Source organism: Pseudomonas sp. IT-P12 (assembly GCF_949767465.1).
Classification (GTDB): Bacteria; Pseudomonadota; Gammaproteobacteria; order Pseudomonadales; family Pseudomonadaceae; genus Aquipseudomonas.
This window is the reverse complement of the sequence record NZ_CATKPY010000011.1, coordinates 406,847-423,831: the sequence shown is the minus strand read 5'-3', so window position 1 is coordinate 423,831 and position 16,985 is coordinate 406,847. Positions and strand designations below refer to the sequence as shown.

Genomic DNA, 16,985 nt, shown 5'->3' with positions numbered 1-16,985 from the left:
CTGATACGGACGGGATCGTAGCGCAAGTTTTGCCAGGGTTTTCAGCAGGGAGCTGTATTTGTCGTCAATTCGCGCTGCCATGGGCGCCTGAGCCACTGCCACTCCAAGGGCGTGCAGAGCTCAGGCGCAAATCAATGCGGAGAGACGAACATGACCTTTTCGACGCAACGGCCAATGGGCCGTTATTCCGTCTGCGCCTTTTCCTTGCTGCTCTGTGCGGGCAGCGCCCAAACCGCCTCGGCGGCCTGTGCATTGACGCCCACCGTCGGCAACGACAACTTCACCTGTGACAGTGGCAGCAGTGGCCCGTTGACCGATAACGCGGGCGACAACAGCCTGACCTTCCCCGCCAACGGCACCGGCTCGATCAACGGCAACGTGACCTTCGGCGCCGGCGCAGACACCGTGATCATGAATTCAGGCGTCATCAACGGATCGCTCAATGTGGGCGACGGCACCAACACCATTAATATTGCGGGCGGGACCATCAGCACGGCGGTGAACCAGGGCAGTGGCATCGACCGCTTCACCATGAGTGCCGGGACCATCGGTTCCCTGGCCCAGGGCGACAGCCGTGACACGTTCCTGATGACCGGTGGCACCATCACTGGCGCTTTCGAAGACGGCGACGTGGCCAAAATGACCGGAGGGTCCATCGGCCGGGTCGACATGAAACTCGATAACAATATTTTCGACCTGTCGGGCGGCACTATCCTCGGCAATCTGGTGACCGGTTTCGGCCAGGACACCATCATCGTTTCCGGCGGATTCATTGGTGGCAACGTCAGTGTCAGCGGCGGCAACGACAGCATCACCGTCACCGGTGGCGAGATCGTCGGCGAAGTCCGTGCCAGTGTCGGCGACGACACGCTGCTGTGGGACGGTGGCGGAATTATCCGCTCGGCCGTCCTGATGGACCTGGGCAACGATCGTGTCACCCTGCGCAATCTGACCGACAGCACCCTGGCCCTCAATCCGAATATGGATGGCGGCGCCGGCAATGATCGCTTGACCTTCGACCAGACCCGCTCCTCGGGCGCCAGCCGCTACAACAACTGGGAAACGGTGAGCCTGACCAACGCTTCGCGGTTCGACCTGCTCAATGACACCTTCCGCCTGGGCGACAGCAACATTGGCACCGGCGTCTTCAACGTAGACGGCAGCAGCCTGCTGACGTCCGTCCAGGGCGGCATTGCACCGCTCACTCCCGGCCTGATGGCCACGCTGAACAACAGCGGGGTCATCGACCTCACCCGGGGCAACACCGCCACCAGCGACACCCTCACGGTCCAGGGCAACTACGCCGGCAATGGCGGTCAGTTGTTGTTGCAAAGTGCAGTGGGCGATGACGCCTCTGCCAGCGACAAACTGGTGGTCAACAACGGCACATTGACCGGCACCACGTTGATTTCCGTCAGCAACCTGGGGGGCGCGGGTGCCCTCACCCTGCAGAACGGTATACAGCTGGTGCAGGCGCAAGGCACGGCAGTCAGCGACAACGGCGCATTCGCCCTGGCAGCGCCGGTGTCGGCCGGTGTCTACGACTACAACCTGTTCAAGGGCGGCATCACCGCCGGCAGCGAAAACAGCTGGTACCTGCGCTCCTCGGTGGTCGCCCCGCCGCTGGTGGAAGTTGCCAATGCCGACCCGACGCTGCCACCCACCCTCGAGCCGCTGGTGCCGGTACCGGTGGTTGCCGCTGTTGCCGGGGTCGTTCCGGTGTTGCCCGCAGTCCAACCCGGCGCTGCACCGATCCCGATCTTCAGGCCGGAAGTCCCGGTGTGGTCGGTGATGCCTCCGGCCGCCGCACAATTGTCACTGAACGCCCTCGCCACCTTCCACGATCGCCAGGGCGATCAGGGGCTGCTCACGCAAACCGGCCCCCTGAGCGCGGGCTGGGGCCGGGTCTACGGCAAAAATTTCGACCAGACCTGGGCCGGGACCGTCACGCCCCGTGTCGATGGCTCGCTTTATGGTTTCCAGGTCGGCACCGATCTGTTCGGCTCGACACTGAGCGGCGGCCAGATCCAGCGCAGCGGTTTGTTCGTCGGCCACTCGCGCCTGCGTGGCGATGTCGACGGCTTCAATGGCGGCTTTGAAGGCAAACAGGCCGGCAAAGTGGACCTCGAAGGCGACAGCGCAGGGGTCTACTGGACCCTGACCGACTCCGCAGGCGCCTACCTCGACACCGTGGCGATGTACACCCGACTCGACGGTGACAGTCATTCCGATCGTGGCCGTAAGATCGACAATGAGGGCCACGTCGCGACCCTGTCGGCAGAAGTCGGTTACCCCATTGCCATCAGCGACAAGTGGGTGATCGAACCCCAGGCGCAAGCGATTTATCAGAAAGTCAGCCTCGACAGCCAGGATGATGGCGTGTCGCGTGTTTCATTCGACTCCGACAGCGCCTGGACCGGACGCGTCGGCGCGCGCCTCAAGGGCAGTTACCAGGTCAGCGGCCGATCGGTCGAACCCTACCTGCGTGCCAACCTGTGGCACACCTTCTCGGGGACCGACACGGTGACCTTTGCCGGCACGGACGAGATCGTCAGCGAGCAGAAATCGTCATCGCTGGACCTGGGGGTCGGCGTGATCGTGAGCCTGTCTTCGGCCGTCAGTGTGTACGCCAGCACCGATTACAGCAGCAATATTGACAGTAATCAGCTGCATGGCAGTCAGGCGAACATGGGGGTGAGAGTGAGCTGGTAAGCCGGTAGCCTGCTATGCAAACCCCTCTAGCCTGCGGCTGGCAGGACGTTTTTTTGAACAAACAATAACTTAGAGTCTCGATCAAAAACAGATAGTTGCAATCGCTAAAATTCACCTACCACTTATCGGCCATTTTCTTGACGCACGGTCGTCGGTCTTCTTAGCTTCACGTACTACCCCCGAAGTACCTGAGGGGGCACCCCACCAGACACCCGTAAAAACGGGCGGCCAGCGGCTTGCCCCCATTCCATTCGGTCGCCCCTCGTTCGGGGTAGGAGAGACGCCACAGCGAGATCCAGCATGCGATTGCAAGGTAGACCTCCATGAAAACTTCATTCACCCAACAAGAGATCAAAGTAACTTTCTGCACGGTGTCGAGTTCACTTCTACTGTGTTCATCCATGGAAGTGCAGGCCTCACCTGCAGAGGAAGAGACAGCCCCCTGGTATGACCAGCAGGTTCCTGTGCTCAGCCTGCCCGCGCTGGCTGCCAGCTATCCCGGCCGGTTCAGCGCTGCGTCGGACAGTCGAAGTACACGCTGGACCACCCAGGACGCCGCGCCCTCGGCCTGGGATCAACTCTATGGGCAGGCCGGGCGCCAGGCCCAGACCGATTATGAGTCCCAGTCAGGCGCTCTTGCCTACGCCAACCCGCACAAAGGCCCGGCGATCCTGACCCTGCAAAGCGGCAGCGGTCATGTCCAGCAAGTCGGCCTGATCGGTGGCACCAGCCAGATCCGGGGCAACGCGGACGGTCCGCTGACGCATCGCGCGCTGGCCGATCCCAATACTGACACCCTGAACCTGCAAGGCCAGAGCCTCGGCGCCTACTGGAGCCTGACCGGCCCCCAGGGCTGGCACGTCGACCTGAGCGCCAGCGGCGGGCGCGTCAACGGTTTCAGTCGCAATCAGCAAGGCGCCCGGCAAGCCACGGAAGGCAGCGCAGTCACACTCTCGGTGGAAGGGGGTTTTCCGATCGGCCTGAGCGAGAACTGGGTCGTTGAACCGCAGGCACAGTTGATCAACCAGCGCATCACCCTGGACACCCCGTACGCGGGCTCCGGCAATGCATCGTCCAGCGACCTCACCTCGTGGAGCGGCCGGGTCGGCGCCCGACTCAAAGGTAGTTACGACATCAATGGCCTGGGGTTCGAACCCTATGTGCGGACCAACTTGTGGCACACCGTCTACACCGGCAATACCGTGACCCTCGACCAGGTCGACAAAATCAGCAGCAGCCGTAAATCATCGACCGTCGAAGTGGGGTTGGGATTGGTTGCGCGGATGACACCGGCCGTCAGCCTGTACGTCAGCGCCGACTACAGCAGCGACGTCGACGATAACGACTTGAACGGGTTGATCGGCAGCCTGGGTGTGCGGATGCGTTGGTGAGGGACTGACCCAAGCCGATGCGGCGTTTGTCAGCACGCCATCGCGAGCGGGCTCGCTCCCACAAGGGTCACAGCGGACCTGTGGGAGCGAGCCTGCTCGCGATGAGTTCAACGCGGTATCAAGACGTCAGCCTTCCGGCCTCAGTATCAACACCGCCAACGGCGGCAAATTCAGCACCAATGACATGGCCTGCCCGTGGCTCGCCTCCTCCTCGGTAAACGCCCCGCCGCCGTTGCCGTAGTTCGAGCCGGCATAAGTGGCCGAATCGCTGTTGATCACTTCGCTCCAGCGCCCGGCAAACGGCACGCCGATGCGATAACCGGCCCGTGGCACCGGTGTGAAGTTGGCCACCACCAGCAGCGGTCGCCCGTCCTTGCTCCAGCGCAGGAAGGCGTAGACGCTGTTGATCGCGTCGTCGCCAATCAGCCACTGGAAGCCTTGCGGGGCGTCGTCCTGGTCGTGCAGCGCCGGCTCGGAGCGGTACAGCTGGTTGAGGTCGCCGACCAGTTTCTGCACGCCTTTGTGTTCCGAATACTGCAGCAAGTACCAATCCAGTTGCTGGTCGTGGTTCCACTCGCGCCACTGGCCGAACTCGCAGCCCATGAACAGCAGTTTCTTGCCCGGATGCGCCCACATGAAGCTCAGGTACGCCCGCAGGTTGGCGAATTTCTGCCAGCGGTCGCCCGGCATCTTGTCGATCAGCGAGTGTTTGCCGTGCACCACTTCGTCGTGGGAGATCGGCAGGATGAAGCGCTCGGACCAGGCGTACACCAGACCAAAGCTCAGTTCGTTATGGTGATGGGCACGGTAGACCGGGTCTTGCTGGATGTAATGCAGCGAGTCGTGCATCCAGCCCATGTTCCATTTGTAGTCGAACCCCAGGCCGCCCTGCTGTGTGTTCTGGCTGACACCGGGCCACGCGGTTGACTCCTCGGCGATCACCAGCGCGCCGGGGACTTCGAGATTGACCACGTCATTGAGGTGACGCAGGAAGTCGATGGCTTCCAGGTTTTCACGCCCGCCGTGACGGTTCGGCACCCACTCGCCGGCCTTGCGCGAGTAATCGCGGTACAGCATCGACGCCACGGCATCGACGCGCAGGCCATCGACGTGGAAATGCTTGAGCCAGTGCAGCGCCGACGCCAGCATGTAGCCGTGCACCTCGGTTCGGCCAAGGTTGTAGATCAGCGTGTCCCAGTCCTGGTGAAAGCCTTCCTGCGGGTTGCCGTACTCATACAGCGCGGTGCCGTCGAATTGCGCCAGGCCGTGGGTATCGGTGGGGAAATGCGCCGGCACCCAGTCGAGGATCACGCCAATGTCCGCCAGGTGGCACGCATTGACGAACGCGGCGAAATCTTGCGGTGAACCGTAACGGGCGCTCGGGGCGAATTGCGACAGCAGTTGATAGCCCCACGAACCGCCGAACGGGTGCTCCATGATCGGCATCAGCTCGATGTGGGTGAAACCCAGCTCCTTCACATACGGAATCAGACGTTCGCCCAACTCGTGCCAGGTGTACTGGCGGGCCACTTCGCCCAGGTCGTCCAGTTCGCACTGCCAGGAGCCGGCGTGCAATTCGTAGATCGACAGCGGCGCGCTTGGTTTCGAGCGTTCGAGCCGGTCCTGCATCCATTGCTGATCCTGCCAGTCGATGTTCAGCGGCGCGGCGACTTTCGAGGCGGTGTCCGGTGGCAACGTGGTGGCCAGCGCCATCGGATCGGCCTTCAAAGGCAAGATGCCATGAGCGCCGAGAATCTCGTATTTGTAGGCCTCCCCGGCCCCCAGACGCGGGATGAACAACTCCCAGACGCCGGTGGGATGCCGCAGGCGCATGGGGTGCCGACGCCCATCCCAATTATTGAAGTCGCCGACCACCGATACCCGCTTGGCATTCGGTGCCCACACGGCGAAACGTACGCCGTCGACACCCTCGACGTTTTTCAACTGCGCGCCAAAGCAACTGCTCAGGTCGCGGTGATTGCCTTCGGCAAACAGGTACAAGTCCATCTCGCCCAGCAGCGGACCAAAACTGTAGGGGTCTTCGGCGACCTGCTCGCCACCGGCCCAGCGCGTGCGCAGGACGTAGGGCTGCGCATGATCGAAGTGCCCGACGAACAGCCCGGGTGTCTCGGTGGCTTGCAGCGCACCGAGTTCTTCGCCCGTGTCCTTGCTCAGCACCTGGACGCTCAACGCATCCGGCAGATAAGCCCGAATGTACTGCCCGCCGGCGTCGTCGCCATGGGGGCCGAGAATGGCAAATGGGTCGTGGTGTTCGGCGCGTACCAGCGCCTCAATATCCCGCGATCTGGGCAGTAACGCCTCTTTGCGGTGACCCTGTTCCTTGTTCGAGAAACTCATGACTACTCTCCACCAAGATCGGAAAAGGGTTTAAGCCCACTCAATAATCCATATAAACCGTGCAACGGCACGGGCAGCCAGGTGGGCCGGTTTTCAGCCTCATAAGCCACCTCGTATGCCGCCTTTTCCAGACCGAACAACGCCAGCGCGGCGTCCTCGCCTCCCGGTTCCTGCCAAGCATGACTAAGACTAGCTGCCGCCAGCCGATACGCGTCGACAAATGCCTGTTTCGCCTCGATCAGGTAGCGCCGGGATACCCGCTCCCTGGCGGCCTGGGCATCGGCGGTGTTATCGACGTTATGCACGTTGATCGCCATCGCCGCCGCGTAATCGAAGGAACGCAGCACGCCACTGACATCCTTGTACGGACTGTGCTTGCCGCGCCGTTCGGCCAATGGCCGCGCCGGTTCGCCTTCGAAGTCGATCAGGTAGGCATCGCCCTTGATCACCAGGACCTGCCCCAGGTGCAAGTCGCCATGCACCCGAATGCGCAAGCCACCGGCCGCCTGTTTGCCCAGCGCCTGGATATGAGTGAGGATCGCCTTTTTGTTGTCCAGCATCTGACTGACCAGATTTCTGTCGCCAGGGTTCAGTTCACTTTGATGTTGCTTGAGCAATTTCAGCGCGTGCTCCACTTGCGCCGCGACATCCCTGGCCGAGGCCATGGCGTCTTTCTGCGTGGTGACTTGTGGGGCGAAGTCCGGGTTGTCGGTCGGTGCGGCCAGCACCTGGTGCATTTCGCCCAGGCGCTGACCCAGCATGCCGGCGAAGTCCTTCAATTCGCCAAGGGCGTTGTAATGCTGCTCCTGCTCGGACATGGCGTCCGCCAGTTCGTCGCGCAGCGCCCGCTCGAGGTTGTTCTGGGTCCACTCCCACGCATCGCCCTGATTGCTCAGGTAGCCCTGGGCGATCATCAGCAGGTTGTCTTGGCCCTGCGCATCGCGGCGCACCACCGAGCCCAGCAGCGGTGAGATATTGGCGAAGCCGGCCTCGGTCAGGTAGGCGCTCATTTCCAGTTCCGGGTGAACGCCAGAGGCCACCTTGCGGATCAGCTTGAGCACCAGGCTGCTGCCGATCACCACCGAACTGTTGGACTGTTCGGCGGACAGGTAGCGCACTTCGGATTCAGTGGTCAGGCCCAGCCTGGCCAGCTCGGGCGTCGGCTCGAAACGGATTTCGCCACCTTCGCACGGCAACACGCTGTTGTTCTGCATGCCCTGGAGCACCGCGCGGATGAAGTTTTCGAGGGTGAACGCATCGGTGATCAAACCGACCTGTGGCCCTCGTCGCACCCGCGACAATGCCAATTGCTGAGGCAGCGCGGGGCCCACCTGATCTTCGGCAATGAAGCCGAAGGGCAACTGGTAGCGGCTGGTCTGGCCGCCGCTGGTGACATCGATCTCACTGAGCAGCACCGGATGCTGCGCATCTCCGAAACGCACGCCGTAGGCCAGCGTCACCGCTTCGATGGCCGCGTCCTTGCCGGCGAACCAGCGACGGTTCTGCAACCAGTTCGGCAGGATGGTTTGCTCCAACGTGGCGCGGGACGGCGATTCGAGCAATTCTTCCATGCGTTTTTTCAGCACCAGCGTGGTGAAATCCGGCAGGCTTTGTGCCGGTTCCACGTGCCAGCTGGGCATCTGATTCTCGGCGGCCAATACGAACCAGTAGAAGCCATACGGCGCCAGGGTCAGGAGGAAATTCAACTGGCCGATCGGCGGGAAGGCGTTACCGCCGAGCATCTCCACCGGCACCATGCCGACGTAGGCCGAGAGGTCCAGCTCCGCTGCCTGAGCGCTGCGGGATACGTTGGCCACGCACAGAATGATTTCGTGCCGGCCATCGTCCCCGGTGAATTCACGGGTGTAGGCCAGGATCCGCCGGTTGCTCGGCGACAGCATCTTCAGCGTGCCGCGCCCGAAGGCCTTCGACTGTTTACGCACGGCAAGCATGCGCCGGGTCCAGTTCAACAGCGAATGCGGATCGCCGGCCTGGGTTTCGACGTTGACCGACAGGTAACCGTACTGCGGGTCCATGATCGGTGGCAGGACCAGGCTCGCCGGATCGGCACGGGAGAAGCCGCCGTTACGGTCGATCGACCACTGCATCGGTGTACGCACGCCGTCGCGGTCACCCAGGTAGATGTTGTCGCCCATGCCGATCTCGTCCCCGTAATACAGGGTCGGCGTCCCGGGCATCGACAGCAGCAGGCTGTTGAGCAGCTCGACACGACGCCGGTCGCGCTCCATCAACGGGGCGAGGCGCCGACGGATCCCCAGGTTGATCCGCGCGCGGCGGTCCGCCGCGTAGTAATTCCACAGGTAGTCGCGCTCCTTGTCGGTGACCATCTCCAGCGTCAGCTCATCATGATTGCGCAGGAAGATCGCCCACTGGCAGTTGGCCGGGATTTCCGGGGTCTGGCGCAGGATATCGGTAATCGGGAAGCGGTCCTCCTGGGCCAGCGCCATGTACATGCGCGGCATCAGCGGGAAATGGAACGCCATGTGACATTCGTCGCCGTTGAGCCCGGACTTGTCGGTGTCACCAAAATACAGCTGGGTGTCTTCCGGCCACTGGTTGGCTTCGGCCAGCAGCATGCGGTCGGGATAGTTGGCATCGATTTCGGCGCGGATCTGCTTGAGGACGTCGTGGGTCTCCGGCAGGTTTTCGTTGTTGGTGCCGTCGCGTTCGATCAGGTAGGGAATCGCATCCAGGCGCAGGCCGTCGATCCCCATGTCCAGCCAGTAGCGCATCACCGACAACACGGCCTTCATCACCTGCGGATTATCGAAATTCAGGTCCGGCTGGTGCGAGTAGAAACGGTGCCAGAAGTACTGGCCGGCCACCGGGTCCCAGGTCCAGTTGGATTTCTCAGTGTCGAGAAAAATGATCCGCGTGCCATCGTATTTGCCATCGTCGTCGGACCACACGTAGAAATCCCGCGCCGCCGAACCAGGCTTGGCCTTGCGTGCCCGCTGGAACCAGGGGTGCTGGTCGGAGGTGTGGTTGATGACCAGCTCGGTAATCACCCGCAGGCCACGCTTGTGGGCTTCGGCAATGAACCGCCGGGCATCGGCCAGGGTGCCGTAATCGGTATGCACGCCCCGGTATTCGGCAATGTCATAACCATCGTCGCGGCGTGGCGACGGGTAAAACGGCAGCAGCCAGATGGTGTTGACGCCGAGATCGGCGATGTAGTCAAGCTTGTCGATCAGGCCGGGAAAATCGCCGATGCCGTCGTTGTTGGAGTCGAAAAATGATTTCACGTGAACCTGGTAGATCACGGCATCCTTGTACCAGAGCGGATCCTTGATAAAGGTGGCAGCCTTGGGTTTCTTCGCCATGGGTCACTCCTGTTGAATTCGAGAAAGCCGTCATCGATGTGTGGGAGCGAGCCCGCTCGCGAAGGGGACATGTCAGTCACCCTCAGGGTGATTGCAGACCGCAATCGCGAGCAGGCTCGCTCCCACAGATGTCGTGCTTGTTAAGCCGTGATCCGCCAGATGCCGAACGGTTGATGCGCCGGGTCGATCCGCATGAACTGGTACTTGCCATGCCACGTCCAGCGATGGCCGTTCATCAAGTCTTCACCCTGGGTGCTCGCGTCATCGGGCAGGCCCAATTCCCACAGCGGCAACTCGAAATTCGCCTCCTGGACGTTATGCGGGTCGAGGCTGACCGCAACCAGGATGAAGTTGCTGCCATCGGCACTGCGCTTGCCGAAATACAGGATGTTGTCGTTCCAGGCGTTGTAGATCGTCAGGCCCAGGTGCGTGTGCAAGGCCGGGTTCTGCCGACGGATGCGATTGAGCTGGGCGATCTCGGCGATGATGTTGCCCGGCGCATTGAAATCCCTTGGACGGATCTCGTACTTCTCGGAATCGAGGTATTCCTCCTTGCCCGGCACCGCTGCCGATTCACACAACTCAAACCCTGAATACATGCCCCACAGCCCGGAACCCATGGTCGCCAGCGCCGCGCGGATCAGAAAGCCGGCGCGGCCCGACTCATGCAGGAAGGCTGGGTTGATGTCCGGCGTATTGACGAAAAAGTTCGGCCGGTAGCACTCGCGCCAAGGCGACTGGTTGAGTTCGGAAAAATAGGTCGACAATTCGTGCTTGGTGTTGCGCCAGGTGAAGTAGGTGTAGCTCTGGGAGTAACCGACCTTGCCCAGGCGCGCCATCATCGCGGGCGTGGTGAAGGCCTCAGCGAGGAAAATCACTTCAGGGTGCAGCGCCCGCACGTCGGCGATCAGCCATTGCCAGAACGGCAACGGCTTGGTGTGCGGGTTGTCGACACGAAAGATCTTCACGCCCTCTTCCACCCAGCCGATGACAATGTCGCGCAATTCTATCCAGAGGCTGGGGATCGCGTCGGCGGCATAGAAGTCGACGTTGACGATGTCCTGGTATTTTTTCGGCGGATTCTCCGCGTACTTGATCGTGCCGTCCGGCCGCCAGTTGAACCAGCCTGGATGCTGCTGCAACCACGGGTGGTCCTGGGAACACTGGATGGCGAAATCGAGGGCGATTTCCAGGCCGTGGGCGGCGGCGGCCGCGACCAGGCGACGGAAATCTTCACGGCTGCCCAGTTGCGGATGAATCGCCTCGTGCCCGCCTTCTGCGCTACCGATGGCATACGGACTGCCCGGATCATCCGGGCCCGCCGTCAGGGAGTTGTTCGGGCCTTTGCGGAAACTGCGGCCGATCGGGTGGATCGGCGGGAAGTACAGCACATCGAAGCCCATGTCCTGGATCATCGGCAGCCGTGAATGCACATCATTGAAGGTGCCATGACGGGCGGGATCGTCGGTGATCGAGCGGGGAAACAACTCATACCAACTGGCGAACTCGGCGAGTTCGCGCTCGACGTCCAGTGGATATTCGGGACTGAAGCTCAAATAAGCACGGTGATCGGCCTGGGCCATCAGGTCGGCGCTGCGCGGTTGCAGAAACAGCGCCACCTGCTCCATTTCGAGCAGTGCTGCCAGTTCATGGTGCAGCGCCGCCAGCGCTTCACTGAGTGGCCCGTCGGAGCGCTCGGCGGCGGCCTGGACCAGATGACGGCCTTCCTGCAGCTCAAGGCTCACCGGCACACCGGCGGCGTGCTTCTTCTCCAGTTCATAGCAGAAGCTGGCGAACTGATCGATCCAGGCCTCGATGCAGAACACATAGCGCCCCTGCGTCCTGACGCGAAACTGCCCCTGCCAACCGTTGTTACCCAGATCGGTCATGGATTCGCGTTGCCAGGTCTGCTCGCCCTCGGCCCGCCAGCGCACCTGCACCGCCAGCTTGTCGTGCCCGTCGGCGAACACCTTGCTGGTGACCACCACCTCCTGCCCCGCCACCGCTTTAACGGCAAACTGCCCGCCTTCGAGGGTCGGCATCGTGCTCTCGATCGCAATGCGCGGCAGCAGCAAAGCCTGCGACAGCGGCATGTGAGCGTTGTAGTCCAGCTCTGTCGGTGTTTCGGCAGTCATCGAGCATCTCTCCTTTACGCCCCATGGACGCTCAAGTGCAGGGTCGCCATTCGCGCAGGACCGTCGGCCCCGGAATGAACTCACTTAGGTTCCGAGCGGCAGGTCCGGATAAAAGTTCAGGTGAATTGTCGTGGAATCAAATCCCTCGCCCGGTGGTCAACCAACTTAAGCACGACTTACGCCATGTGCCACCGGAGGCCGTCACCATGAGCATTCCAATCCCAGCCGAAACACCCGATCCGAACATCGACTCGCCGACCATTCCGCCCACCGAGCCGGAACCGGTCCCCGAAAAGGACCCGCCCGGCACCACCCCGCCGCCACGGGAAGAACCGCCATCGACCATGCCGCCGGTGATTGTGGCGCCTGAAGAGTGACAAGAAGCCGATGATCGTTCCCTCGCAGCGCTGGGGAACGATCTCGTGCACAAAATGAATGAAGATTCCGACGACTCTGTAGTACCGCTCCTTTACTGAAAATCCCCGTTTGTCCCACGCTTTACCAGCACACCTTGCATGCTCTTAGATAAAGCGCTGTCTTTAGCCGAAAGAGTGGCCAGTCATGTCGATACTATTGTTCAACGCCAGCAAATCCCCCGAAAACATTAGCGCACGTTGCCCGGCGCTCGACCGTGAAATACTCAACGGCTGGCCATCTCTTGAAAATATTCAATTACGAACTGCAGTATTTCCTGCCCGAACAGGCATTCCCGGAAGAACACCCAAAGACCTCACTCCAACGCGACATTGAACAAAGCCAGAACATCGACTTTTCCCAAAACGAGTTGAACAGCGAAATCCGTGGGGGGTGTCAGGTTCCCCGCGTTATCGTTGACGACCATCGCGAGCAAGCGCGCGCCCACAGGGTGGGTGTGATGCTGTGGGAGTGAGCCTGCTCGGGAAAAATCGGAATTCACCACTGGAGATCCTGCCTCTCGGACCATCCCTGACCAGCCTACGAAGCCTCCTTATCGTTCTCGAACATCTTCACAATCCTCGGCATCACGCTGAACACCGCCAACGCCAGCAACGTACTGAACACCGCCGTGGCCTCTCGCCCCAGCCCGGCCGAAACACCAATGGCAGCGGTCATCCAGAGGCCGGCGGCGGTGGTCAGGCCTTTGACGTGGCCTTCGTCGCCTTCCTGGTTTTTCAGAATGGTGCCGGCGCCGAGGAACCCGATACCGGCAATCACGCCCTGCACCACGCGACTCATGGCATCCGCCTGGGCGCCGGCCGTTTGCGGCACCAGCACAAACAGCGCTGCGCCCAGTGCGACCAGCATGTGGGTGCGAACCCCGGCCGCCTTGCCCTTGTGCTCGCGCTCAAAACCCAGGATCGCGCCCAGCAGTGCCGCGATCAGCAGTCTGACGGTAATCCGCGTCAGTTGCGCGGCGTCGCCGATGTCGGCGAATTCCGCTTGCAGGGTTACCCAAACCTCATGCCACCAGGCGTCCATGGCGTAATCCTTGTTATTGATCGATAGAGGATGGACCGCACCGACCATTAATCAGTTGCACAGAACGATGGCCTTCGGTTGTGCCCTAACGCGGTATAACCCGCCGAAACAAGGACAGAGCCATGACTGTACGTATCGAGAACCAGACCTGCTTCTTCACCACCGAGAACGGCGAGGAAATTCGCCTCTGCCCTGACGTGGAGATCATCACCGACAGCGAAAAATCGATGTCGGCCGTCGAGATCAACGGGCAGCGCATCTACATCACCGAAGCAGAAGCGGATGCATTGACCGTAGCAGGTGCGGTGGACGGGCGCCGCCACTTGAAGGCCACGGACAGTGATTCGGTGATTTGACTGACGCGCATCAACACACCGCGCGGGCCCCTGATATAGGCGCCCGCGTGCCGGCAACACAAGTGCTTCAAGTTGTCGCAGGCAATGGCTGCACACTCATCTGATCCGCTTTTTATTGAAATACCTGAGTCTGTTATGCAAACAGTTCGTCGCTCATAGTGACCCGGCCTGATGGAGGCTGATGAGCGAAAGACCATGAGCGAACTAATCCCCGTCCGAACCGTAGAAACCTTCGAGCCTTCGCGTCCAAAGATGAAGGCCAAGTCCACTGACACCCTGGTCCACACCCGCAGTTTCACCGGCAGGTTTCGTAACCTGCGCCTGCTCGGTGCGGGCCTTTTGTACCTGCTGTTCTTCGGCACTGCCTGGTTGAACTGGGGGGATCGCCAGGCCGTGCTCTGGGACCTTTCCGAAAGCAAATTCCACATCTTTGGCGCAACGTTCTGGCCGCAGGACTTCATCCTGTTGTCGGGGTTGCTGATCATTGCCGCGTTCGGCCTGTTCGCGATCACCGTGTTTGCCGGACGCGTCTGGTGCGGCTACACCTGCCCACAGAGTTCCTGGACCTGGGTCTTCATGTGGTGCGAGAAGGTCATCGAAGGCGAGCGCAACCAGCGGATCAAGCTGAAGGCGGCGCCCTGGAGCCTGAACAAGCTGATACGTCGCTCGGCCAAGCACACGGCGTGGCTGGCGATCAGCCTGATCACAGGCCTGACCTTTGTCGGCTACTTCACCCCGATCCGGCCGCTGGCCGCGGAACTGCTGACCCTGCAGATCGGCGGCGTCAGCCTGTTCTGGGTGCTGTTCTTCACCGGTGCCACTTACCTTAACGCCGGTTGGCTGCGTGAGGCGGTGTGCATCCACATGTGCCCCTATGCACGGTTTCAGAGCGTGATGTTCGACAAGGACACCCTGGCCATTTCCTACGATGTCGCCCGTGGCGAAAATCGCGGCCCACGCAAACGCGAGGTCAAACCGGCCGAAGTGGGACTTGGCGATTGCATCGATTGCCAGCTCTGCGTTCAGGTCTGCCCGACCGGCATCGACATTCGCGACGGTTTGCAGATGGAATGCATCGGTTGCGCCGCCTGCATCGATGCCTGTGACTCGATCATGGACAAGATGAACTACCCGCGCGGCCTGATCCGCTACACCTCCGAACGGGAGTTGCAGGGCGGCAAGACGCACCTGCTGCGTCCACGCCTGATCGGTTATACCGTGGTGCTGGTGGCGATGATCGGCGCCCTGACCCTGGCACTGATCGAACGGCCGATGGTATCGCTGGACGTGACCAAGGACCGTGGTTTGTTCCGTGAGAACGGTCGGGGCCAGATCGAGAACATCTACAGCCTCAAGGTGATCAACAAGACCCAGCAACGTCAGAACTATCAACTGAGTCTGGTCGATGGCGACGGCTTCCAGCTGCAAGGCCGGACCGAGCTGAGTCTGGCCGCCGGGGAAATTGTCGATGTGCCGGTGTCGGTGGCGATGACCACGGACCGACCCGCCAGCAGTTCGCAGACCCTGAGCTTCAAGGTCATCGACAGCGACGAGCCCGGTATTTACGCCGTGGCAAAGAGCAGGTTTGTTGCGCCGATGAATCGCTGATCCCTTAAACTTCGGTGCGCCCATCGCGAGCAGGCTCGCTCCCACCGTGTTGCGAGCGGCTTTGTGGGAGCGACCGCTCGCGAGAAGCTCACCCCGATTTCACCGAATGACACCCAACGGGCTTTAGATGAAACGCTACGAAAAATTCGCCGATGACATCGCTGAACTGATCCGCTCCGGCGTCCTGGGCCCCGGCCAACGCGTGCCTTCGGTGCGATACGCGAGCCAGACCTACGGCGTCAGCCCGTCCACGGTGTTCCAGGCCTATTACCTGCTGGAACGCCGCGGCCTGATCCGCGCCCGCCCGCGCTCCGGTTATTTCGTCAACACCCATGCGCCAAGCCCGTTTTCCGAGCCGGTGATCAGCAGCCAGGTCAACGAGTCCACCGAAGTCGACGTCAGCGAACTGGTGTTCTCGGTCCTCGATTCGATCAAGGACCCGACCACCGTGCCCTTTGGCTCAGCGTTTCCCAGCCCGACCTTGTTCCCCCTGCAACGGCTGTCGCGCTCACTGGCCAGCGCCACCCGGGACATGGACCCGCGCATGGTCGTCACCGACATGTCGCCGGGCAACCCGCAACTGCGGCGCCAGATCGCCCTGCGCTACATGGTCGGCGGCCTGATGCTGCCCATGGAAGAGTTGCTGATCACCAATGGCGCCCTGGAAGCGCTGAACCTGTGCCTGCAAGCGGTGACCGAGCCGGGGGACCTGGTGGCCATCGAAGCCCCGGCGTTCTACGCCTGCCTGCAGATTCTGGAGCGGTTGAAACTCAAAGCCGTGGAAATCCCCGTGCACCCGCGTGACGGCATCGACCTCGGCGTACTCGCGCAAACCCTGGAACGCCACCCGATCAAGGCCTGCTGGTGCATGACCAGCTTCCAGAACCCGATGGGCTCGACCATGCCCGAGGCGAAGAAACAGGAGCTGGTGGAGCTGTTGCGCCAGCATCAGGTGCCACTGATCGAAGACGATGTGTACGCCGAGCTCTATTACGGCCAGCAGGCGCCAAAGCCGGCCAAGGCCTTCGACACCGAAGGACTGGTGATGCATTGCGGCTCGTTCGCGAAAAGCCTGGCGCCCGGTTATCGGGTGGGCTGGGTGGCGGCCGGACGCTATGCGCAGAAAATCGAACGGCTCAAACTCATGACCTCGCTGTGCGCGTCGATGCCGGCCCAGGCGGCGATTGCCGACTACCTGCAACACGGCGGCTACGACCGGCATCTGCGCAAGTTGCGTTACGCACTGGAGGAACAACAGAGCGCGATGCTGGCGGCGATAGTCCGGTATTTTCCGGCAGAAACCCGGGTCAGCCAGCCGGCTGGCGGCTACTTCCTATGGCTTGAGCTGCCGCCGCAGATGGATTCGTTGAAGCTGTTCCAGATGGCGTTGGCCCAAGGGATCAGCATTGCACCAGGACCGATCTTTTCCCCGACCCAGCGGTTCAGGAATTGTATTCGCTTGAATTACGGCAGCCCCTGGAATGAGGCGGCGGAAAGGGCGATGGAGACGCTGGGGCGGATTGTGCGGTCGTTTTGAGGTTTGCGTTCATTGCGAGCAGGCTCGCTCCCACAGTTGACTCTGGATGTTCTGCACTGTGGGAGCGAGCCTGCTCGCGATAACGC

General features: G+C 61.6%; 11 protein-coding genes. 7 read left to right on the top strand and 4 right to left on the bottom strand.

Annotated elements, in window-relative coordinates; all coding sequences use genetic code 11:
* Nucleotides 1–150: 150 nt before the first annotated feature.
* Together ACM6IM_RS05140 and ACM6IM_RS05135 are read left to right on the top strand one after the other, a co-directional pair.
* Nucleotides 151–2,712: an autotransporter outer membrane beta-barrel domain-containing protein gene (locus tag ACM6IM_RS05140; RefSeq protein WP_414864397.1), complete on the top strand. Its 2,562-nt coding sequence runs from the start codon at nt 151–153 to the stop codon at nt 2,710–2,712.
* 323 nt (nt 2,713–3,035) lie between these two features.
* The gene (locus ACM6IM_RS05135; protein ID WP_414864396.1) at nt 3,036–4,103 is read left to right on the top strand and encodes an autotransporter domain-containing protein; all 1,068 of its coding nucleotides are present in this window, start codon (nt 3,036–3,038) and stop codon (nt 4,101–4,103) included.
* A gap of 126 nt (nt 4,104–4,229) precedes the next feature.
* Here the strand turns inward: ACM6IM_RS05135 and glgB are convergent, their stop codons facing one another.
* From glgB to ACM6IM_RS05120, 3 genes are all read right to left on the bottom strand, one after another.
* Nucleotides 4,230–6,461, bottom strand: a complete 2,232-nt coding sequence (gene glgB, locus ACM6IM_RS05130; protein WP_414864395.1) for a 1,4-alpha-glucan branching protein GlgB — start codon at nt 6,459–6,461, stop codon at nt 4,230–4,232.
* A gap of 2 nt (nt 6,462–6,463) precedes the next feature.
* Complete coding sequence (treS, locus tag ACM6IM_RS05125; protein WP_414864394.1) at nt 6,464–9,805, bottom strand: maltose alpha-D-glucosyltransferase; 3,342 nt, start codon at nt 9,803–9,805, stop codon at nt 6,464–6,466.
* 140 nt (nt 9,806–9,945) lie between these two features.
* A complete protein-coding gene (locus ACM6IM_RS05120) occupies nt 9,946–11,940 on the bottom strand; it encodes an alpha-1,4-glucan--maltose-1-phosphate maltosyltransferase (protein ID WP_414864393.1) in 1,995 nt (664 codons plus the stop codon).
* A 206-nt stretch (nt 11,941–12,146) separates the two neighbouring features.
* On the opposite strand from ACM6IM_RS05120, the gene ACM6IM_RS05115 reads away from it, so the two are divergent.
* Both ACM6IM_RS05115 and ACM6IM_RS05110 read left to right on the top strand, forming a co-directional pair.
* Nucleotides 12,147–12,317 carry a hypothetical protein gene (locus tag ACM6IM_RS05115; protein ID WP_201192776.1) on the top strand — a complete coding sequence of 57 codons (171 nt, stop codon included), beginning with the start codon at nt 12,147–12,149 and terminating at the stop codon, nt 12,315–12,317.
* 254 nt (nt 12,318–12,571) lie between these two features.
* Nucleotides 12,572–12,829: a hypothetical protein gene (locus ACM6IM_RS05110; RefSeq protein ID WP_414864392.1), complete on the top strand. Its 258-nt coding sequence runs from the start codon at nt 12,572–12,574 to the stop codon at nt 12,827–12,829.
* A 65-nt stretch (nt 12,830–12,894) separates the two neighbouring features.
* Here ACM6IM_RS05110 and ACM6IM_RS05105 read toward each other — a convergent pair whose 3' ends face one another.
* Entirely contained in the window at nt 12,895–13,398 is a 504-nt protein-coding gene (locus ACM6IM_RS05105; protein WP_201192782.1) for an MgtC/SapB family protein, read from the bottom strand.
* Between the two features lie 122 nt (nt 13,399–13,520).
* Between ACM6IM_RS05105 and ACM6IM_RS05100 the strand changes: the two genes are divergently transcribed.
* The 3 genes from ACM6IM_RS05100 to mapR all read left to right on the top strand — a co-directional run bounded on the left by ACM6IM_RS05100 (nt 13,521) and on the right by mapR (nt 16,899).
* Nucleotides 13,521–13,754 carry a DUF3203 family protein gene (locus tag ACM6IM_RS05100; protein ID WP_414864391.1) on the top strand — a complete coding sequence of 78 codons (234 nt, stop codon included), beginning with the start codon at nt 13,521–13,523 and terminating at the stop codon, nt 13,752–13,754.
* 195 nt (nt 13,755–13,949) lie between these two features.
* Nucleotides 13,950–15,362: a cytochrome c oxidase accessory protein CcoG gene (ccoG, locus tag ACM6IM_RS05095; RefSeq protein ID WP_414864390.1), complete on the top strand. Its 1,413-nt coding sequence runs from the start codon at nt 13,950–13,952 to the stop codon at nt 15,360–15,362.
* A 127-nt stretch (nt 15,363–15,489) separates the two neighbouring features.
* On the top strand, nt 15,490–16,899 hold the full coding sequence (mapR, locus tag ACM6IM_RS05090; RefSeq protein ID WP_414864389.1) for a GntR family transcriptional regulator MpaR: 1,410 nt from the start codon (nt 15,490–15,492) through the stop codon (nt 16,897–16,899).
* Nucleotides 16,900–16,985 lie beyond the last annotated feature (86 nt).